This is a genomic window from Streptomyces sp. NBC_00322 (assembly GCF_036147535.1).
Taxonomy (GTDB): Bacteria; Actinomycetota; Actinomycetes; order Streptomycetales; family Streptomycetaceae; genus Streptomyces.
The window spans coordinates 7,038,695-7,062,727 of the sequence record NZ_CP108019.1; the positions used below are offsets into that span (position 1 = coordinate 7,038,695).

The window sequence follows — 24,033 nt, forward strand, 5'->3', positions numbered from 1 at the left end:
GCGGCCCGCCCCCTGTGAAGGCGGCTCATCGTCCGTGGTCGTCCAGGGAGGACCGCCGCGCCCGTCCCCCGCCTCCGCTCCTACCTCTGAGGCGCCTCAAATAGCTTTGCGCTGGTCAGATCGTGTGATCCCCTGCGCAGAGAACAACAAAGGGGAGGGGTTGCGATGAGGCGAAGCATGCTCGTTGCGGGGGCCGTCATGGTGGTGGCGGGGCTGGGAATCGGTGCGTCCGGGGCCGAGGCGGCGGGACAGGCGCTGGCCGGCGGCGCGGAAGGGTCGGCCTATTCGCTCGGCTTCTGGCAGGTAACCGTGGGCAAGGGATACTGGTTCACCTGCCCCTCCTTGGAGAACACGTCGTCCGCGCCCATCGAGGTGATCGACGTGGAGCTGATCGGCCCGCCGGCCGTATGGAAGACCGGCCCTGTCCGGGCCGTCAGCCTGACCGACGTCGGCGTCCTGGGGCTGGGCGCCTACGACGAAACGTTCGCCGAAGAGCCCGGCATGAACAAGGACTACTCCACCAAGCCCGTGCGCATCGCCCCCGGCGAACAGAGCCCCATCCACTACTACCTCCGGGTCGAGCCGACGACGGCTCCGGGCACCGGGCGCACCGAAGGATGCCGATTCACCTACCGCTCGGGACAGCGCCTGTACGTCGAGGACCTCGAAGCTGACTTCTCCCTCGACCCCGAGGGCGCCTCTTAGCGGTGCTCCGAAGTGGGAGAGCAGTCGTCCAACAGCACTGGCTGTCCGGCTCCGTGGGGGCGCCGCCCACCCTGGTGCCCCTACATCGTGAGCCTTCGACGTCTACTCCGTAGCTGCGTGCGAGCGCGTCGAGGCCGTGGTCGAAGCCCTGACCGACTGCGCGGAAACGCCAGACCGGGCAACCCGCCGCGCCCATGCGGCCTGCCTGCACCACCTTGCGGCGCCAGGGGATCAGCTGACGAGGGTCCTTGGCCAGGGCCCGAATCAGGCTGTGCTCGGTCGGCGTCACCTCCCGTGCCTGCCCGTCGCACTCTCTGACCGGCCTGGAACAAGCCTCACTCTACGCAATTATTCGATGACTCCATGTATAGGGTAGAGATTCTGGCTCAGCCCGGGACTTCGCAGACCGAAATACTCGCCGGGCGCCCATCCGTCCGGGAAGGGAACAATATGATCCGTAAGCTGGCTGCGGAACTGCTGGGAACAGGACTGCTCGTATATTTCGCCGTCGGGGTGGCAACCCTGTCGTTCGGCTTCGGGACTGCGGGGAGCAGTTACGCCGCTGGTGTGGTCGCTACCGCGCTCGCGTTCGGTCTCGTCCTATTGGCACTGGCGTACGTGCTCGGGCCTGTCTCCGGCTGTCACGTCAACCCAGCCGTCACCATCGGAGCCCTGTTGACGGGCCGAATTCCGCTGGTCCAGGCGGTCGGTTACTGGGTTGCGCAGTTCATCGGCGGCATCCTCGGGGCTTTGCTCCTGTGGGCCACGTTCGCCGGTTCACCCAGGTACAGCCGTTCGGTCACCGGCCTTGGGGCCGACGGCTGGGGTGCCGCCAGCGCTATCCACATCAATGGAGGCGGCGCCTTCCTGACCGAGGTGGTGCTGACCACTCTCTTTGTCTTCGTCGCCCTCGGCGCGACCGATGAGGCCGCGAATGCCACCGTGGCAGGGCTGACAATCGGGCTGGCGCTCGCCGTGTGCCACCTCATCGGGATTCCGATCACTGGAACGTCGGTGAACCCGGCCCGCAGTCTCGGTCCTGCCCTCATCGTCGGCGGGACGGCCCTTTCCCAGGTCTGGCTCTTCATCATCGCCCCCCTCGCGGGTGGCATCCTGGCGGCCGGCCTTTACCGGCTGATCTTCCCGAAGTCCGAACCCGTCCCGAATGAAACCTTGGCTAGCGGCGTTGAATAAAAGGGCGATGCCCGCCGCCACGGAGTCAATCAACGCTGGTTGTGCCAGTGGAGGTAAAGGCCGGCTCACCGAACCGCATCGAGGATGCGGTTGCGCAGGGTGTCGTTCTCGATGGTGTCTGCGTGGTGCCAGGCGGCGGCGGTGACTTCTTCGGTTTGAAGCTCGATGACGTCGGCCGAGGTGTGGAAGTGGAATCGGAAGTCGAAGTGCTGGTGGTCGAGTTCGCCCTTGGTGGGGTTGGCGGGGATGTGGTGGGCGTCGATGTGTAGGGGGCGGCGTCCGGCCGGGATGACGACCGAGGCGGTGATGCCGGTTTCTTCGGTCAGTTCGCGCTGTGCGGCGGCGAGGAGGCTGGTGTCGTCGGGTTCGAGGTGGCCGCCGGGTAGGAGCCAGCGGCTGAGGGCGCGGTGTTTGATGTGAAGTACGCGGCCGATGGGATCGGTGAGGATCGCTCCGGCGGTGACGTGGCCGCGGAACTCCTTGCGGCAGGCGAGGTCGGCTGCGGCGTCGAGGAGTTCGGCGATGACTGCGAGTTGCCACTTCTCGTCGGGGTGGGCGTCCAGATAGTCGTCGAGGGTTTCGCGAATGTGGTCGGGCGTGATGGGCACGGGTGTCCTTACCGGTTGAAGTAGTCGAGCCAGGTGGCCGCGATGGCGGCGCGATCGGTGGGGCTGGTCTCGTGCATGCCGGGGTCGAGGCCGCCTCGGGCGAGTGCGGTGGAGGCGGCGAGTATCTCGGCTTGGACGAGGAAGATGAACGGGCCCACGCCGGCGCCGTGCAGGAAGTTGACGGCGTTGCCGCCGTTGAGCAGGTAGAAGTAGTGGCCGGTCGTCAAGTAGCGGGTGACGTGTTCACCGATGTGGGATCGCTCGTACACGTCTGGAAGGCCTTCGAGTTCGAGTTCGTCCTCGCTGCTGGTCACGGTGGCGACGTGGGCGCCGTTGCGCAGTCGGGGGAAGTCCTCGCCGCGCAGGGAGAGCGCCCCCGGTCGCGCACAACACGAGCCCGGCGTCGGCCAGTCCGGCGTCGCGGTCGCGGGCCACGGTGAAGCCCTGGGAGAGTGCCTGGGTTCGGCGCACGGGATCGATGTCGTACACCGTGACCCGTACACCCTTGGCGTGCAGCAGGCGGGCGATGCTGGACCCGAGCTTGCCGAAGCCGATCACGAGCGCGGTTGGGCCGTGCACGATGTCGCCCCGGCTGCGCATGAGCGCCTCGGTCGAGAAAACGACCGACTGGCCGACAAGGAAGTCTTCGCGGACAGTGCCCACGACCGAAGCGAACGCGTTCGACCACCGCTCCCTGCACGAGCGGATCGCCGCCGACCTGCGCGACGAAATCATGAGCGGCGACCTCGGCCCCGGGGCCAAGCTGCCATCGACCGTGCAGCTCAAGGCCAGGTTCGACGCCTCGAACGCGACCTGCAGAAGGCATTGCAGCTTCTCAAGGACGAGGGCCTGGTCATCGGACGGGCAGGCGCCGCCGTGACGGTCCGCGAGCACCGGCAGCGGACCATGCGGCCTGCGTCGTACATGGCTCCGGCGGAGGCAGGTGCGCCGTACCGGTGGCTCACCGAGGCTGCCAAGCACGGCGCGCCCGCGCGGAGCCGTCTGCTCGAGGTCGGGGAAGCCGTGCCCCCTGCGGACGTCTGCGCCGCCCTGAATCTTCCGGAGGGCGGCACGGCGCTGATGCGTCGCCAGGTGCTCATGCTTGGCGAAGAGCCGGCGGAACTGGTCACGTCCTACTACCCACTGGAGATTGCCCGCGGTACGGCGATGATGGAGCGCCGCAAGATCAAGGGCGGCACACCGACGCTCCTCGCCGAACTCGGACACCCGCCTCGGCTGAGCGTGGACAGGATCTCCGCGCGAGTTCCCACGCAGGAGCAGTACACGGCACTTCAACTGCCCAGCGATCTGCCCGTCCTCCGGACCCTGCGCGTGGTGTACAGCGACCACGACCGCCCCATCGAAGCCACGGTCATGGTCAAGGCAGGACATCTCTACGAGCTGCAGTACGAGTTCACCCCGGAGTGACAGGCCAGCAGGCAGCTTGAACTCCTGCGAGCCTCAGCCCGGCTCAGCCTGAGGCATCTACGCGATCGAGGCCTAGCAAGCCTTGGTCACCTCGCCCCGGCGTGGGTACGCCACAGCAGCAACTCCGTCCACTGCTTGACGCCGTGTGCGGTCAGGCCCGCCGCCTCCACACCGGCCCCCTGTACTTGCGCGACGACTACCCGGGCGAGGGAGACCCGGCGCGCTCGTACCGCAGGAGCACAACCCCGTTACCGAACGCCCGCGTTTCCGCGAGCCGGAGCGGCGTCCTCGCGTCCGACATCGGGAACAGGGGCCTGCCCCGGCCGATGAGGACCGGGTGGATGTAGACGCGGTACTCGTCGATCAGGTCGTGCTCCATGAAGGTCGCCGCGAGGTCCGCCCCGCCGAGGGCCAGGTCGCCGCCCGGCTGGGACTTGAGGGCCATGACCTCGTCCACGACGACGTCCCGCACGATCGTCGTGTTCCAGTCGGCCCGCTTCAGGGTGCGGGAGTACACGATCTTCGGCATCTCCCGCCAGATTCCGGCAAACTCCGCCATGGGAGCGGTAATTGACGGGTCGGCGTCGGCCGTGGGCCAGAACTCCGCCATGAGTTCGTAGGTGAAGCGGCCGTGCAGGAAGGCGCCCATCGTCCTGAGCTGGTCGTTGAAGTGGCGGTGCAGCTCGTCGTCGACGAGGTGCCAGTCGATCTGGCGGTCCGGGCCCTCGAAGAAGCCGTCGAGGGACACCGACATCATCAGGATGATCTTTCGCATCGCGGTCCTCACCAGAGTCGTCAGCGGCCGGTGTTCCACCGGCTTCCACCGCTGGTCACGGCCGGGACGATACGCCTCCGGGCTCATGGTGGGACGTATTGAACGAGTGCGGCGGATGACGTTCGGGGGCAACGTGCGGCCGCCGGGGCGCGTCCTTCTGGGCGTGACCGAACTCCTCACCCCCTCCAGCCCTGACAATGACGAAGAAGCCCTGCTGTCCGGACCGCTGTGGCGCCACGCCCTGTGGGTGGCGGGCATCACCGTCCTCGGAGTGGGCCTGGGCTGGGCAGGCGCCTTGTTCCGTATCGGCCCCGAGGAGTACGGGCTGCCGGCCGCCGCTGCGGGGCCCAAATGGCCGTATCTGGTCGCCTGGACGGTGACCGGCCTGGCGGCGGCAGCCGTACTGCGGGCTGCCGCCGCCAGGGTGCCGGTCTACGCCCCGGGGCCGATCGCGGTCGTGCTCACCATGCTGGGCACCCACCTTTCGCTGGGCTGGCGGCCGGAGACACCGGTGCTGAGTGCGATGGCCGCGGCCGCACTGACGGCGGCGGCCATATGGTGCGCGCTTGCGCTGCGCCCCGGATCTCGTCGAAACCTCGGCGGGGGAATTACGTCTGGCGGGTGAGGGGGGAAGTCGCTCTCCGGACAGGTGTCCGGGCTTCGAGTCGGACTTCAGACGGGCAGGGCGGCGAGCCAGTCGGTCAGGAGCCGGTTGACCTCGGTGGGCTGCTCCTGCTGGATCCAGTGGCCGCAGCCGTCGAGGATGTGGGAGGCGGTCAGGCCGGGCAGCGTGACGGGGTACGCCTTGATCGCGTCGGCCAGCCAGGTGGTGGAGGCGTCCTGGCTGCCGCCGATGAACAGGGACGGCTGGGTGATGGGGGCGCCGTCGAACGCGGCGAGGTCTTCCCAGTCGCGGTCCATGTTCCGGTAGCGGTTGAGCGGCCCGCTCAAGCCGGTCCGCTCGAACTCCCCGGCGTAGACGTCGAGGTCGCTTTCACTGAGCCAGGCGGGCAGCCGGCCGGCGGGGAACCTCTCACGCAGCGTCCCGCCCCGGCTGACGAAGTGCGGGGCGGGCGCGCCGGGTGCGGGCATGGTGTCGGCGGACAGGGCGGCGTAGAAGCCCGCGAGCCAGCCGCGCACGTCGGGCTCGATCTCGGCCTCGGCGCGACCGGGCTCCTGGAAGTAGGAGACGTAGAACTCCTCTTCGCCGCCCATCTGTTGGAAGAGCTCGCTGGGCCTCGGTCCGCCGCGCGGGGCGTAGGGAATACTGAGCAGCCCCACCGCGCGGAAGACGTCCGGCCTGATCAGGGCGGAGTTGGCGGCGATGGCCGCCCCCCAGTCGTGGCCGACGATCACCGCGGACTGTTCGCCCAGGGCGTGCACGACCGCCGCGTTGTCCGCCACCAGATCGAGCATCCGGTACGCGTCCGTGCCACCGGGCTTGGAGGAACGGCCGTAGCCGCGGACGTCGATGGCGACCGCGCGGTACCCGGCCGCGGCCAGCACCGGCAGCTGGTGGCGCCAGGAGTACCAGGACTCGGGGAAGCCGTGCACGAGGAGCACCAGCGGCCCGGTGCCCTGCTCCACCAGGTGGATCCGGCCCGTGGGCGAGGGGACCAGCCGGTGAGTGACCTCCGTGGGCTGCCAAGTGGCCTGCTGCGTCGACTGCTGCGACATGAATCCTCCGGGACTCTCGATCCGCCGTCTGCCAAGATCCTGTTCCCGATCATGCGGGGTTCGGCGCGGTCGTCGCGAGTCTTGTTGCCGCTTCGGCAAACGCATCGGATCGTCAGCCCGCGCTCTTCTCCCCGGTCCTCGCCTCCCACTCGCGTCCGATCCCTCGAAGCAGCGCCGGATACACCCCCAGGTACCGGAAGGGCTTGATACCCAGCATGTATATGGCGCCGAACACCCCGTTCGGTTTCACCAGGACGGTCATCTGGCCGCGGTAGCCACCGGCCCCGTCCGGGACCCAGCCGATGTGCATCACCCCATGCATGGTCCGGTTGGCTGTCTCGGCCGCCCACTCGTCGTGTGTCTGGTAGACGGAGGTGAACGGAACCGCGTTGAGGTCCGGCCCGCGGGGGCCCTCGCGGAGGTCCGCCGGCAGCCGGTCGCGCAGCGTCGGAACCCGGCCGCCGAGGCCGTCGGCGGGCTTGTCCCAGCCGAGCAGGGCCCCGAGCTTCCAGCGGAGTGCGAAGAGCATGCGCCCCACGGGAGAGGGGACGGGATCCCCCTTGCCGCTGGCGAACTGGTCCACGAGCCGTGCGAGGTCGTCGGGGCCGCCTGGTGTCGGCAGTGCCCACACGTCCTCAATGCGGAAGTCACCGGCGATCTCGTGGATCCGCCAGGGACGGGAGGTGTGGGCGGTTTTCGGGAGTCTCATGAGCAAGCCCCTATCTATACGATGCCGTATAGAAAAAGGCTAGCACTCATCTATACGGCACCGTATAGATGGGTGGAGACGGGAGCGGAGACACATCATGGGCACGACCCGCACGCCTCGCGGCAAGTGGATCGAGGAGGGGCTGCGGGCGCTCGCCGTAGGCGGCCCGGAGGCCGTCCGGATCGAGTCGCTGGCGCAGGCGCTCGGCGTCAGCAAGGGCGGCTTCTACGGGTACTTCCGCAACCGGGGCGCGCTGGTCACCGAGATGCTCGACACGTGGGAGCGCGAGGTCACCGAGGCGGTGATCGAGCGGGTCGAGAGCGGCGGCGGAGACGCCAGGGCCAGGCTGGACCGGCTGTTCACGATCGTCGCCTCCTACGGCGACGAGCCGACGACGGGAGTGGCGGCCGACCTCGCGATCCGCGACTGGGCCCGGCGCGACGAGGCTGTCGCCGAGCGGCTGCGGCGCGCCGACAACCGGCGCATGGACTACCTGCGTTCGCTGTTCGGCGAGTTCTGTCTCGACGAGGACGACGTCGAGGTCCGCTGCATGCTCACCTTCTCGGTGCGGATCGGCAGCTATGTCATCGCCGCCGACCACGGCGGCCACAGCCGCGCGGAGGTCATGGCCCTGACCAGGAACTGGCTCCTGCGGTAGCCGTCTTCGCGACGACGGCCTGCATCCAGCCCGACAGGCCCCGTCAGGCAGCGGTTCCGTCAGCCTGCGAAATTGCACAGAGATCTGCGGTCGCCAGCGCCTTGTTGCGGCGTACCGAGGACCAGAAGGACCAGGCGATCAGCACGACGCCGACGAGACCGGTGATGACCTCGTTGATCTCGTACTGGATGGTGACGAGCAGGATCACGGCGAGGGCGCCGATCGCGTAGTGCGCGCCGTGCTCCAGGTAGACGTAGTCGTCGAGGGTGCCCTGGCGGACCAGGTAGACCGTGAGCGACCGGACGTACATGGCGCCGATACCGAGGCCGAGCGCGATGACCACCGGGTCGTTGCTGATCGCGAAGGCGCCGATGACGCCGTCGAAGGAGAACGACGCGTCGAGGACCTCGAGGTACAGGAACATGAAGAAGGCGGCCCTGCCGACGAGTTTGACGGCCGAGACCGGCTTGCCGGCCTTCCTGGCCTCCTCCTCGGCCTCGTGCTCGCGCTCCTCATCTTCCTCGAGCTTGTTCTCGAAGTAGCCGGAGAGACCGCCGACGACCATGTACGTGATGAGGCCGGCGATACCCGCGGTGAGCACCGTCCCCGACTTGTCGACGTGCTCCCCGCCGTACTGGTGCGCGTGGACCGCGAAGGTCGCCGCGGTGACCAGCAGAACGATCAGCGCGATGCAGGCCGAAAGCATGTCGACCTTGCCGAGCTTGGCGAGCGGACGCTCGATCCAGCCCAGCCACTTGATGTCCCGGTCCTCGAAGATGAAGTCGAGGAAGATCATCAGCAGGAAGATGCCACCGAAGGCGGCGATCGCCGGGTGGGCGTCGGTGACCAGCTGCTCGTACTTGTCGTGGTTGTTCAACGCGAGGTCGACGGCCTCGATGGGCCCGATCTTCGCGGTGATCGCGACGATCACCACAGGGAAGATCAGCCGCATGCCGAAGACGGCGATCAGGACACCAATGGTGAGGAAGATCTTCTGCCAGAACTCGCTCATCTTCTTCAGCACGCCGGCGTTGACCACCGCGTTGTCGAAGGACAGCGAGATCTCGAGAATCGAGAGGATGGCGACGAGCCCCAAGGCCGCCCAGCCTCCGTAGAACACCGCAGCGACCAGGCCGAGCGCAGTGACTGCGAACGACCAGCCGAAGGTTTTCAGTACCACTGGCTACCCAATCGTTGTGTACGGGTCCCCGTTCGCACGGGCCTCCCCGGGGCCGCACGCGGCTATGTTCCGGGGGACTACCCAGGGCCGGGACGTCAGGAATTGGCTTTCACCGCGAGAACCGGGCACGGCGCGCCCAGGAGGATCCGCTGCGCCGCGGAGCCCATGATGAGTTTGCCGACCGGGCTGCGGTGCCTCAGCCCGATCACTATCAGGGAGGCTTCGGACGACGCCGCCAGGTCGAGGATCTCTTCGTCGGCGTCGCGCCCGCCGACCACCTGGCGAATCTCGAAGTCGACACCCAGCCCGGTCAGTTCCCGCCGGACGTGGTCGAGGTATCTCTGCTCCGCGAAGGCGCGGTCGGCATAAGCGTCGCCTCGCGTTGTGTTCACCACCAGCAGGGTCTCGCCCTTGGTGCGGGCCTCGTCGATTCCCGCCCGCAGGGCGGCCTCGCCTTCCGGCGTCGGTACATATCCGACCAGTACGGTCATGGCTGCCTCCTTCTCAGGCACGTCGCTCGAGGGCCGGACGCACGATGTACCGGCGGACCAGCGGCCAGGCCAGCAACAGCACGATCACCGTGTAGATCACGTAGGACACCGGCCCGCCCAGCAGGCCGGACAGGTCACCGCCCGACAGCTGGAGCGACCGCCGGCCCTGCAGTTCTGCGCGCGGGCCGAGGATGACGCCCACGATCAGCGGCAGGACCGGCAGCCCGAATCTCCGCATGGCGAATCCGAGCAGGCCCAGCAGCAGGAGGAGGAACAGGTCCAGCGGCTGTGCGTTGACCGCGTAGGCGCCCATGGATGCGAAGAACACGATCCCCGCATACAGGTAGGGGCGCGGGATGCGCAGCAGCCTGGCCCAGGCAGGCGCAAGCGGAAGGTTCAGCAGGAGCAGCAACAGGTTGCCGATGAAAAGGCTGGCGATCAGCGCCCATACAAGGGTCGACTCACGCTCGAACAGCAGCGGGCCCGGCTGGATGCCGTACGACTGGAACGCCGCGAGCATCACCGCGGCGGTCGCGTTCGTCGGCAGCCCGATGGCGAGCATCGGCACCAGAGTGCCCGCCGCGGACGCGTTGTTGGCGGCTTCGGGGCCCGCCACACCCTCGATCGCCCCCTTGCCGAACTCCTCGGGGTGCTTGGTCAGCTTCTTTTCAGTGGCGTACGACAGAAACGTCGGGATCTCCGCGCCGCCGGCCGGCATGGCCCCGAACGGAAAACCGTACGCTGTGCCGCGCAACCACGGCTTCCATGACCGTTTCCAGTCCTGTCGGCCCATCCACGGCACGCCGACCGGGATGACCCCCGTGGGCTTGCTTCGCAGATGCGCGGCCACCCACAGGGCCTCGCCGACGGCGAAGATGCCGACCGCGACCACCACCACATCGATGCCGTCGGCGAGTTGGGGGATGCCGAAGGTGAGTCGCTGCTGTCCGGACACCGAGTCGATTCCGACGATGCCGATCACCAGTCCGATGAGCAGCGAGGCGAATCCGCGGACGCGGGACGCGCCGAGCACCGCGGTGACCGCGATGAAGGACAGCAGCATGATCGCGAAGTAGTCCGGTGCGCCGAGGCTGACCGCGAACTGCACCACCAGCGGCGCGACCAGTACCAGCAGCAGGGTGCCGATCGTTCCGGCGACGAAGGATCCGATCGCCGCGGTGGCGAGCGCCTGCGCCGCCCGGCCGGCCTTGGCCATCTTGTTGCCCTCGATGGCTGTGACGACCGAGGACGATTCGCCGGGGGTGTTCAGCAGGATCGAGGTGGTCGACCCGCCGTACATGCCTCCGTAGAAGATGCCGGCGAACATGATGAATGCCCGCGTCGGCTCCATTCCGTAGGTCACGGGCAGCAGCAGGGCCACGGTCATGGCCGGGCCTATACCGGGGAGGACCCCGACCGCCGTGCCGATGGTGACGCCGATCAGCGCCAGCAGGAGGTTCATCGGGGTGACGACGTGCGCGAACCCCTCGAGCAGATGATTCAGGTTGTCCATCACAGGATTCCTTGCAGCACGCCGGCCGGGAGATTGACGCCGAGCCCGATCGCGAAGGCGTAGAAGGTGATCAGCGACAGCGCGACCGAGATCGCGAGGTTGCGCACGTAGTGCCGGTTGCCCAGGGCGAAGGCCGTTCCCCAGAAGAGGACGGACCCGCTGATCACCCAGCCGAGGGGTTCGATCAGCACCGCATTGACGGCGAAGGCGCCCATCATCAGCAGCACAGTGCGCCAGTCGATTGGGGTCGTCAGGTCGACGTCCTCGCCGGCCTCCGGTTCGCCGCGACCGCCTCGCGCGACGTCGATGACGTACACCAGCGCGACCACGAGAAGAAGAACGCCGAGGATCACCGGCAGCGTGCGCGGGCCGAGCGGATCGGTGCTGCTGGTCGAATTCCCGGTCCGGACGGCGTCGACGATGACGAGCACCCCCACCAGGGCGAGGAACGCGCACACGCCGTACTGTGCGCGGTCCCCGCCCGGCGTCGGGCGGTGACTCGTTTCGTCCCGCTCGTTGACGTGCAGGCTCATGCCAGGCCGAGCTCTGTGAGGATGTCGGCGACGGCCTTGTCCTGTTCCGTCAGGTAGGTGGCGAACTTGTCGCCTGCCATGAACGCGTCGGTCCAGCCGTGCTTGGCCAGCTCGTCCTTCCACTCCTTGGAGTCGTGCATCGCGGTCAGCGAGTCGACCCAGACCTGCTTGTCGGCGTCGCTGATGCCGGGCGGGGCGACGATTCCGCGCCAGTTGGTGAAGACCAAGTCGATACCCTCAGACTTCAGCGTCGGGACATACCCAAGGGCTTCGACCCCCTTCTCGCTGGTCACCGCGAGCACCCGCACCTGACCCGCCTCGATCTGGTCGAGGAACTCACCGAAACCGCTGGCACCGAAGGCGATCTTGTTGCCGAGGATGGCCGGGAGCAGCTCGCCGCCGCCGTCGTAACCGATGTAGTTGACCTTCTTCGGGTCGATGCCGACCGTCTTGGCGAGCTGCATCGGCAGAAGATGGTCCGGTCCGCCGGGCGACGAGCCGCCGCCGACAGCGATGCCCTTGGGGTTCTTCTTCCACGCGGTGACGAGATCGCCGATCGTCTTGTAGGGCGAGTCCTTGGGCACGACGATCGCGCCCGCCTCCTCCATCAGCTTGGCGATCGGGGTGGTCTGCGAGAGCGTCGCCTTCGACTTCGCGGCGTACGACGCGCCGACGACTCCCAGCCCCATCTGCATGGCCAGCTTGCCGTTGCCCTTTTCGTTCACCGTGCGCTGCAGGCCGACCGTGCCGCCTGCGCCCGGAAGGTTGAAGACCTGGATACCGGACGCGATCTTGGTGTCCTCCATCACCTTGGCCGCGGTGCGCGCCGTGGTGTCGTACCCGCCGCCCGGGGTGTTGGGGACCATGATCCGCAGGCCGGTGACGGGCCCGTCGCTCTTGCCCTTCTCCTGCTTCTGCCCAGTGGCGCCGCAGGCACTGACAGTGAGAATCGACACGGCGGTCAGGGCACCGACGAGGGCGGCTCTTCTTGCTCTCATGGCTGGTCTCTTTCGCTTCGGGCACTCGGACGCCATGATTGTGCGACTCGGCGGACACCCCGTCTGCGTTGTGTCAGCACTGAAGGTTGAGTTCATTGTGGTCGTGAAGTTTCGCCGCCATACACTCGCCGGCGAGCTGCTGGTGCTGCAGCTCGCCATCATCGTGGCGGTGCTGGTGGCGGTCGCCGCGATCTCACTGGCTCAGTCCGAAGCGACCTTCGAACGGGTGGAAGGACGCCGGGTCACCGCGTTGGCAGAACAGATGGCCGGGAACCCCTTGGCGCGCAGCCAGCTCGACCGGCCGGCACCGGGAGAGGTACTCGCCCCCCTGGTGCAGACCACGCTGACCCAGTCCGGCGTTACGTCCGTGGCCGTCGCCGACGGCAGCGGCAAGATCGTCAGCTCCACGAATCCCACGACGGTCGGTGACCGGATGTCACTCGGTCCCGGCGTCGCCGAAGCCCGCGGCTGGTCCGGCGAAGTGACGCTGGACGGCTCCAGCCTCATGGCGGCCCAGGTCCCGGTGATCGGTGCGGCTCAGCACAACCTCGGCCGCCACCTGGGGACGGTGATGGTCAGCGAGGCGTCACCGACGGCCTGGCAGCGGCTGAGCAACGCGTCGTCGTATCTGCTCGCATACCTCGGCATCGCGAGTGGGATCGGCCTGATCGGATCGTGGCTGCTGGCCCGGCGTACCAAGCGCCAGACCCTCGGACTTGAGCCCCGCGAGATCGCCGGGCTGGCCGAGCACCGCGAGGCGATGCTGTACGGGATTGCGGAAGGCGTGATCGCCCTCGACCCTCAGTTGCGGCTCACCTTGGTGAACGCGGTCGGCAGGCGGTTGCTCGATCTGCCCGAGAACTGTGTGGGGATGAGCCTGGCCGACCTCGGGATCGAGGGCCGACTGCACGACGTGCTGGCCGGATCCTCCAGTGACACAGCCGGGCGACGCGACGAGGTCGTCATACGCCGGGGGCGGGTGCTGGTGATGAACCGGATGACGGTCACCAAGGACGGCCGCCGGCTCGGCTCGGTCACGACCCTGCGGGACCGTACCGAACTGGCCCAGCTGGAACGCGAGATCGGATCGTTCCGCAGTTCCGCCGAGCTGCTGCGCGCGCAGGGCCATGAGTTCGCCAATCAGCTGCACACGATCTCTGGACTGATCCAGATAGGCAAGCACGACGATGTGGTGCGGTACGTCCGCGCGCTGAGCAGGCACCGCCAGTCGCTGGACATGACCGTGAACAGACGAATCCGCGACATGCCCGTCGGCGCTCTGCTGATGGCGAAGTCCTCATTTGCGGCGGAACGGAAGGTCGCGCTGCGTGTCTCGGAGCGTACGTCGCTCGACCGGCTGGCGCCCGACGACTCCGCGGACGTGGCGACGGTACTCGGCAACCTCGTCGACAATGCCGTCGATGCCGCCGGGGCGGGCGGGGCCGGCGACGACCACGGCCACGAGGCCTGGGTGGAGGTCGAACTGCGGCAGGACGCGTCCAGCGTCGAGATCGTGGTGCGCGACTCCGGCCCTGGAGTAGCGCCCGAACTCGCCCACGAGGTGTTCTCACACGGGTTCACCACGAAGGCCGCCCAAGAGGGGGAGCGGGGCATCGGACTGGCCCTCACCCGGCTCGTCTGCAAGCGCCGCGGCGGCGAGGTCGCGGTGGCCAACACGCCCGACGGTGCCATGTTCACCGCTCGGATGTCCGTCGGCAGCCCGGCCGATGCGGTACCGGAAGGAGCCTCCTCATGATCGACGTGCTGGTTGTCGACGACGACTTCATGGTGGCGAAAGTCCACCGGGCCTTCGTCGACCGCGTCGAGCCGTTCCGGGTCGTCGGCACGGCGAACACCGGCGAACAGGCGGTCACAGCCGTCGGCGAGCTGCGCCCCGACCTGGTCCTGCTCGATCTGTATCTTCCGGACATGTTCGGACTGGATGTCATTCCACGTCTCCGGACCGCCGGCCATGACTGTGACGTCATGGTGATCACTGCCGCGCGCGAGGCAGCCGCGGTCCGCCGCTCCGTCCGCCAGGGCGTGGTCAACTACCTGTTGAAACCGTTCGAGTTCGAAGACCTGCGCCCCCGCCTCGAACGATACGCCGCCCAGCGCAGCAGCCTGCTCGCCTCAGTCGTCAGGGACCAGACCGACGTGGACCGGGTGCTGGCCGGGACCGCCCTGCCCTCATCGAGCCCTGCGCTGCCGAAGGGCATGAGCGTCGAGACCGCGGGACTCGTCGAGCGGACGCTGCGCGGTATCGACGGATCGCTCTCCGCCGCCGAGTGCGCGGCCCGGGCCGGCATTTCCCGCGTCAGCGCCCGCCGTTACCTCGAACACTTCCAGTGCACGGGCCACGCTGAGGTGTCCTTGCGGTACGGAGCCGCGGGCAGACCCGAGCGCCGCTACAGCTGGCGCTTCTGAGGGCGCCCCGCGTGGGCGGTCCGGACGACCGCATCCACTACCGCAAGCAGCTCGCCTAACGACCGGTCCGATCGAGGAGGTCGGTCAACTTGCCCCGGTGGGCGAGGACTTCGAGCTCGTCCAGCGCGTCCACCGCACGCTCCGCGGCCCCCGGGTCGCGGACGGCGAGGCCGCTCTCCTCGAACTCGTCCTCGTCCAGCCGCAGCACCTGGGCCCCGTCCGCCGACACCCACAGATCGAGGTCCAGGTCCTCGACGACCAGCTCGTCGCCGTCGAGGACGGCGGGGCGGGTGATGTCGCAGTACCAGCCCTTCAGCACGCCGTCGCCGGAGCTGACCTCCTTCACCGAGTACCAGCGGTCCCGCCAGTAGTGCTCGGTGAACACATCGCCCGCCTCGAAGCGTACGAAGCCGAAGTCACGAGCCCCCTCGCCCGCCCACGGCGCGCGCACCGTCACATGGGTGCCGTCGTCCGCGAGCAGCTCCGCGGTGTAACGGATCTTGGTCCGGCCCGCCTTGACCAGGACCACCTCAACCGAGCGTGCGGACATGCCGTACCTCCGTCGCGCAGATCTCGTAACCGAACCACTTGTTGATCGCCAGCATGGGGCCATTGTCGGCGTCATTGTTGGTGAACGCCTCGGTGTGACCCGCCGCGCGGGCGCGGCGCAGCGAGTCGGTCTTGGCGAGCTTCGCGAGCCCCCGGCCGCGGTGGGCGCGCAGGGTGCCCGTCATGCCGGACACATAGCGGGTCTCGCCGTCCGAAAGAGCCGCGGTGTACGCCGCGACCTCGCCGTCCACCAGCACGACCGTGGTGAGTTCGCGGTCGAGCAGCGGGTCGTTCCAGGTGTGGCGGACCCAGTCGTCGTAGTCGTCGAAGTCCGTGCTGATGTCGCCCGGCTCGTCCGAGGTGGCCTCGGCATCGGCCTGGAACAGCGGCCGTGGATCGGCCTCGAAGTCCTTCGCGGTGCGCAGTTCGACGCCCGCGGGCAGCTCGGGCAGCTCGGGCAGGGGGCCGTTCGCCAGGTCGAGGCGCTGGAAGTGTGCCGGGCGGGTCGGCAGGTAGCCGCGCTTGCGGGCGAAGGAGAGGGACGCGGGCTCATCGGTGACCCAGGCGTAGACGGCGAGCGCGCCCTCCACCGTCAGATGCTCCTCGGCGGTACGCAGCAGCAGTCCGCCCGCGCCCGTGCCCCGGTGGTCGGGGTGGATGTGCGGGGTGACATAGGACTGCCCGGGCTCGCTCGCGTCGTACGCGATGCCCACATGCGCCGTGCCGACGACCTCCCCGTCCACCTCGGCGATCAACAGCCGGTACTTCTTGGCGGGGTTGGCCGTCCCCACGCCGAAGCGGACGGCGTCGGGCGTCGTCACCATGTAGGGGACGGTGGCGCGCCGGATCCGGGACACGGCTGCTGCGTCCTCGGGGCGGAAATCACGGACGATCAATGTCATGGAGACGGACGCTACGTGGCGGCCGGGCCGTGTCGCCTCCCAATTTCCGCCGGTGGGGGAGAATCGGCGGGTGACCTTGAACATCACCATCGATTCCGGTGCGGCCGTTGCCCCGTACGAACAGCTGCGCGCGCAGATCTCCGAACAGGCACGCTCGGGCGCGCTGCCGGTCGGCTACCGGCTGCCGACCGTACGGGGACTGGCCGAAGACCTCGGGCTTGCCGCGAACACCGTCGCCAAGGCGTACCGGGCGCTGGAGGCGGACGGGGTCATCGAGACGCGCGGGCGCAACGGGACGTTCGTCGCGGCGGCGGGGGATGCGGCGGAGCGGCAGGCCGCGGTGGCCGCGGCGGCCTTTGCCGATCAGGTGCATCGCCTGGGCCTGTCGCAAGCGGCGGCGCTGTCCGCGGTGCGGGATGCGCTGCGGGCGGCGTACGGGGGCTGACCCCGTGCCGCTGGGGCTCCGCCCCGGACCCGTATGCGACCTTCGGCCGCATGTCCTCAAACGCCGGACGGGCTTGGATTTCCGGGTCTCTCAGAGGTACAAGCCCGCGTCCGCGCCGTCGTGCTGGAGGGGGACCGACGTGGGGCTGTGGCCGCGGCGCAGGGCGTACAGCTCGGCCAGCGTCGCGCCCTCGCGGCCGACCCCCTCCTCCGTGCCCAGCCAGTTCACCGACTCCTTGCGGGTCAGCGCCCCCACCTCGATCCGGGCCAGACAGCGGCCCGGGCGGACCACCGCCGGGTGGAGCCGTTCCAGGTCCTCGTTGGTCGTCACGCCCACGAGGACATTGCGGCCCTGGCCCAGCAGACCGTCCGTGAGATTGAGCAGCCGGGACAGCGCCTGGCCCGCGGTGTGCTTGGCCTCGCCGCGGATCAGTTCGTCGCAGTCCTCCAGGAGCAGCAGTCGCCAGCGGCCCTTCGAGGTGCCTTCGTCCTCGCCGATCGCGATGTCCATCAAGTAGCCGACGTCGTTGAAGAGCCGCTCGGGGTCGAGTACGCAGTCGACCTGGCACCAGTCCCGCCAGGAGCGGGCGAGCGTGCGCAGCGCGGACGTCTTGCCCGTGCCGGGCGGGCCGTGCAGCAGGAGCAGCCGTCCGGCGATGTCGTCCGGCGTGACCTTCATCAGCCCGTCCATCGCATCGGCCACCGGCGCCGTGTAGTTGGGCCGGACCTCGTCCCAGGTACCGGCGGCGATCTGGCGGGTGGTGCGGTGCGGGCCGCGGCGCGGCGAGACGTACCAGAATCCCATGGTCACGTTCTCCGGCTGCGGCTCCGGTTCGTCGGCCGCACCGTCCGTGGCCTGCTTGAGGACCTTCTCGGCGAGCTCGGAGGTGACCGCTGTGACCGTGACGTCCGCGCCGCGGTTCCAGCGGGAGATGAGCAGAGTCCAGCCCTCGCCCTCGGCGAGCGTGGCGCTGCGGTCGTCGTCCCGCGCGGAGCGCAGTACGGAAGCTGCGGGAGGCAGCAGGGTGGCGCCGGGCCTGACACGGTCGATGGTGGAGCTGTGGGAGTACGGCTGCTCGCCCGTCGCGAAGCGGCCGAGGAACAGCGCGTCGACGACGTCCGAAGGTGAATCGCTGTCGTCGACGGTGAGCCGGATCGGCAGTGCGTCCTGAGGCTTTGCAGACATGCGCCCATGATCCGGCACGGGACCGCCGCGCGCACGGTGTTTTGACCGGTGGCGCGGCCCGGGCCGCGGGCCGGCCGCCGGCTCCGGCATCAGCTGAGGGTCCCGCGGATCAGCCCGACGGCCCGGCGTGTGCGGCGCACCACGGCGTACCCCTTGGCGGGGGCGGGTCCTTGGCGAAGTTCCGGGCGATCGACCTCCCCTCGACGAGCCGCTCGAACTCCTCGATGCCGGTGGAGCGCCGTACGGTCACCCGCTGGATGGCGTACGGCCCCCGCCGGGGTAGGGCGAGGGCGTTGCCCACGGAGAGCGACTGCGCGAAGCCCGCCGCCCGACCGCTCGGCGCACCCGGCGGCTGGAGTAGCCGTACGGGTAGTGGTCCATCTGCGGATGAGTGTGGGTGCGGCCGCCGATCTCCGTGCCCGCGGCGGCCAGTTCGCGCACCCGGTCCCAGTCGAGCATGGTGCCGAGCGCGCCGCCCTCGTCATGGGCGCCGCGCGAGGCGTCGGATGCATCGGTTGCTGACCCTCCATGCTGCGCAGCTCGTGCGCTGTCAAGAAGCCCTCACGCAACATTCTTGGCATGGACACTTCCGGTGAAGTATGCCCGCTGCTACGAAAGTTGAGGCAGAGATCCTGCTAAAGGGAGGTTCCATGAAACTGTCCCGAATCGCGGCATTCTCATCCTCACTCCTCCTCGGCGCCGTCCTCGCTCTCACCGGAGCCGGCCAGGCACAGGCCTCGGACAGCGCCCTCGCCCTTGACTACGTGGCCTTGGGCGACTCCTACTCGTCAGGCGTCGGTGCCGGCAGCTACGACAGTGCGAGCGGCGACTGCAAGCGCAGCACCAAGGCCTACCCCAAGCTCTGGGCGGCCGCGCATTCACCCTCGTCGTTCGCGTTCACCGCTTGCTCGGGCGCTCGTACGGGTGATGTCACGGCCGGTCAGCTCGGCCCCCTCAGCTCCGCGACCGACCTCGTCTCGATCACCATCGGAGGCAATGACGCGGGCTTCTCCGACGTCATGACCACGTGCGTGCTGCAGTCCGAGTCCAGCTGCATCAACCGCATCAACCAGGCCAAGGCGTACGTCGACACAACCCTGCCCGGCAAGCTCGACTCCGTGTACTCGGCCATCAGTTCCAAGGCACCCGCTGCCCGGGTCGTCGTCCTCGGCTACCCCCGCTTCTACAAGCTCGGCGGCAGCTGCATCGCAGGACTGAGCGAGAACGAACGGTCCGCGATCAACGGCGCCGCGGACTATCTCAACGCCGCCACCGCGAAGCGAGCGGCCGACCACGGCTACTCCTTCGCTGATGTCACCCCCGCCTTCACCGGACACGAGATCTGCTCCGGGTCGGCCTGGCTGCACAGCCTGAACTGGCTCAACATCGGCGAGTCGTACCACCCCACCGCCTCCGGACAGTCCGGCGGCTACCTGCCCGTCTTCAGCTCGCGCGCCTGAGAACGGCGTTCGTGGCGTTGGCGGTGTAGGAGCCCGCGTCCGTCGGGCTCTCCTGCTCGCAGGTGACCGAGAAGTCGATCCAGTTGGAGCGTGCCTCGACCGGACTCCGGACTTCCACCCGGATCCGGTCGTGGTGCGTCTCGCCCTGCTTGTACGTCAGCTCGACGTGGTTGACCTGCTTCTGCTTCGAACCACCGGCCTCGAAGTCGAGCGTCTTCCACTCCGGGTCCGAGCTCTCGCCGCTCTTCGTTGCCCAGCGGTAATCGACGGAGGCGGGGGTGCGGCCCACCGTGATCGTCGCCCGGAAGGCCGGAGCCTCCGCCTCGGGCGGCGGGCAGGTGCCCGAGTAACTGCCGTGCAGCGTCTCGGCGTAGACCTTGACGGTCTGCGGCGGGGTGTACGTACCGCCGTTGCCGCCGCCGTTGTTGCCATTGTTTCCGCTGTTGCCGGTGGTGCCGCCGTCCGTCCCGCCGCCTCCGGGGGCGGTGGCCGTATTGCCGGGGCTCGCGCTCGAACTCCCGGCCGCGGGACTCACGCTGCCGTTGTCGTCACCGCCGCCCTGGTTCCCCTTGCCCTGGTTGACCAGCGCCCAGGCGAGACCGCCGACGGACAGGAGCAGCGCCGTCACCCCTGCGACCAGCACCACCGTCGCACGCCGCGCGCGATCGGGCGGCACACCGGTCGTGGCCGTGGTGGCCGGACCGGGCACGGGCGTGGGCGTCTGGGGGAGCGGATGCGCGACAGGTGTCGGGGTCGACGAGACGGTGGGGCTGTACGGCCTGGGCGGCACCGGAGTCGTGGGCGCCGTGCCGCCCGCACTCACCACTCGCAGCAGACGCTCGGCCTCCTCGGCCGAAAGCCGCTGCGCAGGATCCTTGCGCAACAGCCCCGCGATCACCGGCGCGAGGGCCCCGGCCCTGCGCGGCGGGGGCAGTTCCTCGTCGACGACGGCACGCAGGGTGCTCAGCGGGGTGTTCTGTCGGAACGGGGAGTTGCCCTCGACCGCCGCGTACAGCAGCACGCCGAGCGACCACAGGTCGGACTCGGGCCCCGGCGTACGTCCCAGCGCCCGCTCGGGCGCGAGGAACTCGGGGGAGCCGATCAGCTCGCCCGTCATCGTCAGATTGGAGGTCCCCTCCACCATCGCGATACCGAAGTCGGAGAGCACCACACGGCCGTCGTTGCCGATCAGCACGTTCCCGGGCTTCACGTCCCGGTGCAGTACACCCGCCTCGTGCGCGGCGCGCAGGGCGGCGAGGATCTCCGCACCGATGTGCGCGGCGCGCTGCGGGGCGAGCGGGCCCTCCGCGTCCAGTACGTCGGACAGGGCGAGCCCGCGCACGAGTTCCATCACGATCCACGGTCGGCCGTCCTCGGTCGCCACGTCGTAGACGGTCACCACATTGCGGTGGGAGATCCGGCCCGCGGCCCAGGCCTCCCGTTCGAGACGCGCGTACAGCCGCTGCTCGTCCGCGGTGCCGAGCCCGGCCGGGGCGCGGACCTCCTTTACGGCCACCTCGCGGTTCAGTACTTCGTCGAGGGCGCGCCAGACCACGCCCATCCCGCCCTCGCCCAGGGGGCTCAGCAGTCGGTAGCGCCCTGCCACCAGCCGCGAATCGCCCGGCACTTCGCTCACAGCGAGCCCCCATCGGTAGCAGAGGAACTACCCCAAATTACCTCACGCAAGGGCTGTTGCCGCCCCCCTGAGAGCCAATCCGCATCCGATGGCGAGCACGATGCAGGCCGTACCCAGGGGGAGCGCGCGCTGGGCGGCGGTGAACAGCCGCCCCTTGCGGCGGCTGCGATCGGCGAGCAGGCGGGTGGCGCGTTCGCCGAGCCGCACCGCCGCGAAGCCCGCGGCGGCGAGGGTGAGGGCGAGCCCGGCGCCGTACGCGAGGACGAGCAGGAGCCCGAACCAGGCTCGCCCGAGGGCGGCGGCGCCCACGAGGACGACGACGGCGGAGGGACTGGGGACGAGCCCGCCGGCGAAGCCGAGCAGGATGGTGGAGCGGAGACCGAGGGAGCGGTGTTCATGGGAGTGGGTGTGCCCGTGCGCGTGGCTGTGCCCGTGGTCATGGCTGTGACCGTGTCCGTGGTCATGACTGTGCCCGTGCGCATGTGCGGCCGCCCGCGTCCTCCATGCCCTGCGTACGAGCACCGCACCGGCCACCGCCACCAGTGCCCCGCTTGCGACACCCAGCCAGGCGACCACCGACGGCGCTGCCGCCGAGCCCACCGCGATCAGGCCGCCGAGCGCGAACACCCCGAGCGTGTGTGTGACCGTCACCGATGCGCCCAGGGACAGCACGTCGCGCAGGGAGTTGCGCCCGCCCGCGGCCGCCGCGGCCGCCATGACCGTCTTGCCGTGGCCGGGCGCGAGCGCGTGCATCGCGCCGAGCAGCAGGGCGGTCGCCAGAGCCAGCGCGGCGAATCCCGCGGTCAGGTCGCGGTGGGACACCAGGCCGGTCAGCGCCTGCGTCCAGCGGTCGGCGCCGCGCGGCAGTACGGATGTGGGGGCCGCCGCCTCCTGCCGGTCCGCCGCCGCGCCGCCTGGCGTGACCGAGACCGACGCGGCCGTGCGGTCCGGCGCAGAGGAGAGCTGCCCCTCGGGGTACTTCGTCAGACGCCCCGACTCGGACGTCTGCGGTACGTCGGAGGAGGTGAGCGTCATCCGGTCGCCGCGGGCCGTGACCTCCCGCCAGCCCGGTCCCTCGGCCTCGCCCGCGGCCCGGAAGGCGATCGTCCGCTGCCCGCCGGGCAGTTCGGCCGTGAGCCTGCACTCGACGCGCAGCGTCGGCAGTCCGGCCTGCCCGGGGCGCACCTCGGCGCGGCTCGCGCCGGGCGTGAGCGCCACGGTGCGCCGTTCGACCGTGACGCGGCTGTCCCGCGCCGCGTCCCGGCAGCGCGTCCCCGCCCACGCGGACAGCTCCCCCGGGGACATCTCCCGGTCGCCGTCGCGGTCGATCTTCCTACGGGCCTGGGCCGCGGGTATCTCCGCCAGGTCCTCGACGTGGTCGACGCCGAGCCGCCCGGGCGCGACGAGGAGTCCGTCGTAGCGGTTGACCGTGAAGTTCCCCAGGGGATGCGCCGCGGCCGTCCCGGCGGGCAGTATCGCGAGCGCGGCACCGGCGACGAGGACCGCCGCGCCGACAGCGGTCGTACGCCTCTTCATGACGCCTCCAGAGCCTTCAGCGCGGCCCTGGCCGCACGTGAACCGGTGGGGGAGAAGCCGGGGTTGATCTTCAGCGCGGCGGCGAGCGACGCACGGGCGGCGTCCGTCCTGCCGGCGGCGCGCTCGATCATGCCGCGGTGGTACAGGAACATGGCGTTGCGGCAGCCGGCCGGCGCCGATGTGGCGAGATACGGGAGGGCTTCGGCGGAACGGCCGTTGACGTGGAGCGCCCAGGCCAGCGCGTCCGCCGTGTGCACGGTCCGGCGCTTGCCCCACTCGGCGCGCGCGGCCTTGAGCGCCTCGGCCCTGTCGCCGTGGTCGGCCAGCGCCAGAGCGGTGTCCAGATCGGTGTCGACGCCGTTGGCGCGGGCCAGCTCGGTCCAGGTGCCGATGAGTTCGTACTGGGCCCGGGCATCGGCCGCCCGGCCTCCCGCCTCGTACACCTCACCCAGCGCCACCAGCTGCCCCGGCAGCGGCAGCCGGTCCACCACCGCTTCGAGCCCCGGCAACGCGCCCTTGGTGTCGCCCCGCGCGGCCTGGGTGCGGGCCCGGCCCTCAAGGGCGGGAAGATACCCCGGGTCCGCGTCGAGCGCCGTCGTGAAGTACCGCTGCGCCCGGGCGTACGCCCCCTGGCTCCACTCCAACTGGCCGAGAGCGGTCGCGACATAGGCCGTGTCGCCGGGGGACGAGGCCGACTTCAGCGCGCCGCCGAGCACCCGCCGGGCGCCCGCGATGTCGCCGCGCAGCTCCAGGACGTACGCGTAGCGCGTGAAGACGGGGATGCCGGGGCGGCGGCCGTCGGCCTGCTCGGCCGCCGCCAGCGCCTTGGAGTAGCTGCCCAGTTCGACGAGGGCGTCGATCCGGGACGCCAGTGCGCGTTCGCTGTACGGGTTGACCTTCAGCGCCGCCTCCGACGCGCGCAGCGCCCCGCGGAAGTCGTGCCGCGCCGCCGCGAGCGCGGCACGACCCGCGAGTGCCGTGTCGTTGTCCTGCGGCTGGAGCGCCAGGGAACGGGCAAGCGCCTTCGCGGCCTGCGGATACCGGGTCGGATCACCGCTGGTCCTGGCCTGCTCGACATAGGCGGCACCCAGAGCCGCCCACCCCCGCGCGTCCTTGGGCTGCGCCCGCAGATGCGCCTGGAGGCCGGTGACCCCGCGGGCGAGGTCACCGGTGCCGATCCGCTCGAACGGCGCGTCCGCCACGGGCGCGGCGGTCCGGGCCGCCGGGGGCTCGTCGCCCGCGCCGCCGGACACCACGATGCCCACGGTCAGGGCGACGGCGAGCATCCCGGCCGGCAGCAGCACCCCGGCCACACGTCCCGCCCCGAACCGGGGGCCGGTTTCCCGGCCCCCCGGGTCGCGGCCGTCGGCCGCTGTCGTTCCTGGCGCCCTTCGCAGGGACATCTCTCTGCCCTTTCCTGTCGT

General features: G+C 69.7%; 23 protein-coding genes and 3 pseudogenes. 9 read left to right on the forward strand and 17 right to left on the reverse strand.

Going from position 1 to position 24,033, the window contains the following annotated elements; translation table 11 throughout:
* Positions 1-177 precede the first annotated feature (177 nt).
* On the forward strand, positions 178-705 hold the full coding sequence (locus OG905_RS32110; RefSeq protein ID WP_328679605.1) for a hypothetical protein: 528 nt from the start codon (positions 178-180) through the stop codon (positions 703-705).
* Between the two features lie 450 nt (positions 706-1,155).
* Positions 1,156-1,899: an aquaporin gene (locus tag OG905_RS32115; RefSeq protein ID WP_328679609.1), complete on the forward strand. Its 744-nt coding sequence runs from the start codon at positions 1,156-1,158 to the stop codon at positions 1,897-1,899.
* A gap of 65 nt (positions 1,900-1,964) precedes the next feature.
* Here the strand turns inward: OG905_RS32115 and OG905_RS32120 are convergent, their stop codons facing one another.
* Both OG905_RS32120 and OG905_RS32125 read right to left on the reverse strand, forming a co-directional pair.
* A complete protein-coding gene (locus OG905_RS32120; protein WP_328679611.1) occupies positions 1,965-2,507 on the reverse strand; it encodes an NUDIX hydrolase in 543 nt (180 codons plus the stop codon).
* Between the two features lie 8 nt (positions 2,508-2,515).
* A pseudogene (locus OG905_RS32125) lies at positions 2,516-3,155 on the reverse strand (adenosylhomocysteinase); the annotation flags it as partial.
* On the opposite strand from OG905_RS32125, the pseudogene OG905_RS32130 reads away from it, so the two are divergent.
* Positions 3,106-3,935 (forward strand): annotated as a pseudogene (locus OG905_RS32130) (GntR family transcriptional regulator). The pseudogenes OG905_RS32125 and OG905_RS32130 overlap by 50 nt on opposite strands.
* A 196-nt stretch (positions 3,936-4,131) precedes the next feature.
* Here OG905_RS32130 and OG905_RS32135 read toward each other — a convergent pair.
* Positions 4,132-4,710 (reverse strand): dihydrofolate reductase family protein, encoded by a 579-nt coding sequence (locus OG905_RS32135; protein WP_328679613.1) that lies wholly within the window; start codon positions 4,708-4,710, stop codon positions 4,132-4,134.
* Between the two features lie 115 nt (positions 4,711-4,825).
* Here OG905_RS32135 and OG905_RS32140 point away from each other — a divergent pair, with 115 nt between their 5' ends.
* Positions 4,826-5,335, forward strand: coding sequence for a hypothetical protein (locus OG905_RS32140; protein WP_328679615.1), 510 nt, complete (start codon positions 4,826-4,828; stop codon positions 5,333-5,335).
* A gap of 47 nt (positions 5,336-5,382) precedes the next feature.
* Here the strand turns inward: OG905_RS32140 and OG905_RS32145 are convergent, their stop codons facing one another.
* The gene (locus tag OG905_RS32145) at positions 5,383-6,387 is read right to left on the reverse strand and encodes an alpha/beta fold hydrolase (protein ID WP_328679617.1); all 1,005 of its coding nucleotides are present in this window, start codon (positions 6,385-6,387) and stop codon (positions 5,383-5,385) included.
* 112 nt (positions 6,388-6,499) lie between these two features.
* Positions 6,500-7,096, reverse strand: a complete 597-nt coding sequence (locus OG905_RS32150) for a DUF2867 domain-containing protein (protein WP_328679618.1) — start codon at positions 7,094-7,096, stop codon at positions 6,500-6,502.
* Between the two features lie 97 nt (positions 7,097-7,193).
* Between OG905_RS32150 and OG905_RS32155 the strand changes: the two genes are divergently transcribed.
* Complete coding sequence (locus OG905_RS32155; RefSeq protein WP_328679620.1) at positions 7,194-7,754, forward strand: TetR/AcrR family transcriptional regulator; 561 nt, start codon at positions 7,194-7,196, stop codon at positions 7,752-7,754.
* A 43-nt stretch (positions 7,755-7,797) separates the two neighbouring features.
* On the opposite strand, the gene OG905_RS32160 is transcribed toward OG905_RS32155, so the two are convergent.
* From OG905_RS32160 to OG905_RS32180, 5 genes are all read right to left on the reverse strand, one after another.
* Complete coding sequence (locus tag OG905_RS32160; RefSeq protein WP_328679622.1) at positions 7,798-8,934, reverse strand: DUF475 domain-containing protein; 1,137 nt, start codon at positions 8,932-8,934, stop codon at positions 7,798-7,800.
* A 95-nt stretch (positions 8,935-9,029) separates the two neighbouring features.
* Positions 9,030-9,425 carry a universal stress protein gene (locus tag OG905_RS32165; protein WP_328679624.1) on the reverse strand — a complete coding sequence of 132 codons (396 nt, stop codon included), beginning with the start codon at positions 9,423-9,425 and terminating at the stop codon, positions 9,030-9,032.
* A 13-nt stretch (positions 9,426-9,438) separates the two neighbouring features.
* Positions 9,439-10,938 (reverse strand): tripartite tricarboxylate transporter permease, encoded by a 1,500-nt coding sequence (locus OG905_RS32170; RefSeq protein WP_328679626.1) that lies wholly within the window; start codon positions 10,936-10,938, stop codon positions 9,439-9,441.
* A complete protein-coding gene (locus OG905_RS32175) occupies positions 10,938-11,471 on the reverse strand; it encodes a tripartite tricarboxylate transporter TctB family protein (RefSeq protein WP_328679629.1) in 534 nt (177 codons plus the stop codon). The genes OG905_RS32170 and OG905_RS32175 overlap by 1 nt, the downstream gene beginning before the upstream one ends.
* A complete protein-coding gene (locus OG905_RS32180; RefSeq protein WP_328679631.1) occupies positions 11,468-12,469 on the reverse strand; it encodes a Bug family tripartite tricarboxylate transporter substrate binding protein in 1,002 nt (333 codons plus the stop codon). Before OG905_RS32180 ends, OG905_RS32175 begins: the two co-directional genes overlap by 4 nt.
* Positions 12,470-12,566: 97 nt before the next feature.
* Here OG905_RS32180 and OG905_RS32185 point away from each other — a divergent pair, with 97 nt between their 5' ends.
* Together OG905_RS32185 and OG905_RS32190 are read left to right on the forward strand one after the other, a co-directional pair.
* Complete coding sequence (locus tag OG905_RS32185) at positions 12,567-14,225, forward strand: sensor histidine kinase (RefSeq protein ID WP_328679633.1); 1,659 nt, start codon at positions 12,567-12,569, stop codon at positions 14,223-14,225.
* Positions 14,222-14,896 (forward strand): response regulator, encoded by a 675-nt coding sequence (locus OG905_RS32190; protein ID WP_328679635.1) that lies wholly within the window; start codon positions 14,222-14,224, stop codon positions 14,894-14,896. The genes OG905_RS32185 and OG905_RS32190 overlap by 4 nt, the downstream gene beginning before the upstream one ends.
* Positions 14,897-14,951: 55 nt before the next feature.
* Here the strand turns inward: OG905_RS32190 and OG905_RS32195 are convergent, their stop codons facing one another.
* Both OG905_RS32195 and OG905_RS32200 read right to left on the reverse strand, forming a co-directional pair.
* Positions 14,952-15,446, reverse strand: coding sequence for a DUF402 domain-containing protein (locus OG905_RS32195; protein ID WP_328679637.1), 495 nt, complete (start codon positions 15,444-15,446; stop codon positions 14,952-14,954).
* Positions 15,427-16,347 carry a GNAT family N-acetyltransferase gene (locus OG905_RS32200; protein ID WP_328679638.1) on the reverse strand — a complete coding sequence of 307 codons (921 nt, stop codon included), beginning with the start codon at positions 16,345-16,347 and terminating at the stop codon, positions 15,427-15,429. Before OG905_RS32200 ends, OG905_RS32195 begins: the two co-directional genes overlap by 20 nt.
* 70 nt (positions 16,348-16,417) lie before the next feature.
* Here OG905_RS32200 and OG905_RS32205 point away from each other — a divergent pair, with 70 nt between their 5' ends.
* The gene (locus OG905_RS32205) at positions 16,418-16,792 is read left to right on the forward strand and encodes a GntR family transcriptional regulator (protein WP_328679639.1); all 375 of its coding nucleotides are present in this window, start codon (positions 16,418-16,420) and stop codon (positions 16,790-16,792) included.
* A 90-nt stretch (positions 16,793-16,882) separates the two neighbouring features.
* On the opposite strand, the gene OG905_RS32210 is transcribed toward OG905_RS32205, so the two are convergent.
* A complete protein-coding gene (locus OG905_RS32210; RefSeq protein ID WP_328679640.1) occupies positions 16,883-17,977 on the reverse strand; it encodes a DUF5925 domain-containing protein in 1,095 nt (364 codons plus the stop codon).
* 89 nt (positions 17,978-18,066) lie between these two features.
* Positions 18,067-18,475: pseudogene (locus OG905_RS32215) on the reverse strand (polysaccharide deacetylase family protein); the annotation flags it as partial.
* 152 nt (positions 18,476-18,627) lie between these two features.
* On the opposite strand from OG905_RS32215, the gene OG905_RS32220 reads away from it, so the two are divergent.
* Positions 18,628-19,437, forward strand: coding sequence for an SGNH/GDSL hydrolase family protein (locus tag OG905_RS32220; protein ID WP_328679641.1), 810 nt, complete (start codon positions 18,628-18,630; stop codon positions 19,435-19,437).
* Here the strand turns inward: OG905_RS32220 and OG905_RS32225 are convergent.
* The 3 genes from OG905_RS32225 to OG905_RS32235 are packed head-to-tail and all read right to left on the reverse strand — an operon-like array spanning position 19,421 to position 24,012.
* Entirely contained in the window at positions 19,421-21,073 is a 1,653-nt protein-coding gene (locus OG905_RS32225; protein WP_328679643.1) for a serine/threonine-protein kinase, read from the reverse strand. The genes OG905_RS32220 and OG905_RS32225 overlap by 17 nt on opposite strands.
* A gap of 42 nt (positions 21,074-21,115) precedes the next feature.
* Positions 21,116-22,609: a nickel transporter gene (locus tag OG905_RS32230; RefSeq protein WP_328679645.1), complete on the reverse strand. Its 1,494-nt coding sequence runs from the start codon at positions 22,607-22,609 to the stop codon at positions 21,116-21,118.
* Entirely contained in the window at positions 22,606-24,012 is a 1,407-nt protein-coding gene (locus OG905_RS32235; RefSeq protein ID WP_443044020.1) for a tetratricopeptide repeat protein, read from the reverse strand. The genes OG905_RS32230 and OG905_RS32235 overlap by 4 nt, the downstream gene beginning before the upstream one ends.
* Between the last annotated feature and the right edge of the window lie 21 nt (positions 24,013-24,033).

Bases quoted from the DNA above. Each gene is read 5' to 3' on its own strand.
- OG905_RS32200 (WP_328679638.1), bottom strand. From the start codon at position 16,347: ATGACATTGATCGTCCGTGATTTCCGCCCCGAGGACGCAGCAGCCGTG.
- OG905_RS32170 (WP_328679626.1), bottom strand. From the start codon at position 10,938: ATGGACAACCTGAATCATCTGCTCGAGGGGTTCGCGCACGTCGTCACC.
- OG905_RS32220 (WP_328679641.1), top strand. From the start codon at position 18,628: ATGAAACTGTCCCGAATCGCGGCATTCTCATCCTCACTCCTCCTCGGC.
- OG905_RS32135 (WP_328679613.1), bottom strand. From the start codon at position 4,710: ATGCGAAAGATCATCCTGATGATGTCGGTGTCCCTCGACGGCTTCTTC.
- OG905_RS32115 (WP_328679609.1), top strand. From the start codon at position 1,156: ATGATCCGTAAGCTGGCTGCGGAACTGCTGGGAACAGGACTGCTCGTA.
- OG905_RS32195 (WP_328679637.1), bottom strand. From the start codon at position 15,446: ATGTCCGCACGCTCGGTTGAGGTGGTCCTGGTCAAGGCGGGCCGGACC.
- OG905_RS32175 (WP_328679629.1), bottom strand. From the start codon at position 11,471: ATGAGCCTGCACGTCAACGAGCGGGACGAAACGAGTCACCGCCCGACG.
- OG905_RS32145 (WP_328679617.1), bottom strand. From the start codon at position 6,387: ATGTCGCAGCAGTCGACGCAGCAGGCCACTTGGCAGCCCACGGAGGTC.
- OG905_RS32165 (WP_328679624.1), bottom strand. From the start codon at position 9,425: ATGACCGTACTGGTCGGATATGTACCGACGCCGGAAGGCGAGGCCGCC.
- OG905_RS32150 (WP_328679618.1), bottom strand. From the start codon at position 7,096: ATGAGACTCCCGAAAACCGCCCACACCTCCCGTCCCTGGCGGATCCAC.
- OG905_RS32210 (WP_328679640.1), bottom strand. From the start codon at position 17,977: ATGTCTGCAAAGCCTCAGGACGCACTGCCGATCCGGCTCACCGTCGAC.
- OG905_RS32230 (WP_328679645.1), bottom strand. From the start codon at position 22,609: ATGAAGAGGCGTACGACCGCTGTCGGCGCGGCGGTCCTCGTCGCCGGT.
- OG905_RS32155 (WP_328679620.1), top strand. From the start codon at position 7,194: ATGGGCACGACCCGCACGCCTCGCGGCAAGTGGATCGAGGAGGGGCTG.
- OG905_RS32180 (WP_328679631.1), bottom strand. From the start codon at position 12,469: ATGAGAGCAAGAAGAGCCGCCCTCGTCGGTGCCCTGACCGCCGTGTCG.
- OG905_RS32235 (WP_443044020.1), bottom strand. From the start codon at position 24,012: ATGTCCCTGCGAAGGGCGCCAGGAACGACAGCGGCCGACGGCCGCGAC.
- OG905_RS32110 (WP_328679605.1), top strand. From the start codon at position 178: ATGCTCGTTGCGGGGGCCGTCATGGTGGTGGCGGGGCTGGGAATCGGT.
- OG905_RS32190 (WP_328679635.1), top strand. From the start codon at position 14,222: ATGATCGACGTGCTGGTTGTCGACGACGACTTCATGGTGGCGAAAGTC.
- OG905_RS32140 (WP_328679615.1), top strand. From the start codon at position 4,826: ATGACGTTCGGGGGCAACGTGCGGCCGCCGGGGCGCGTCCTTCTGGGC.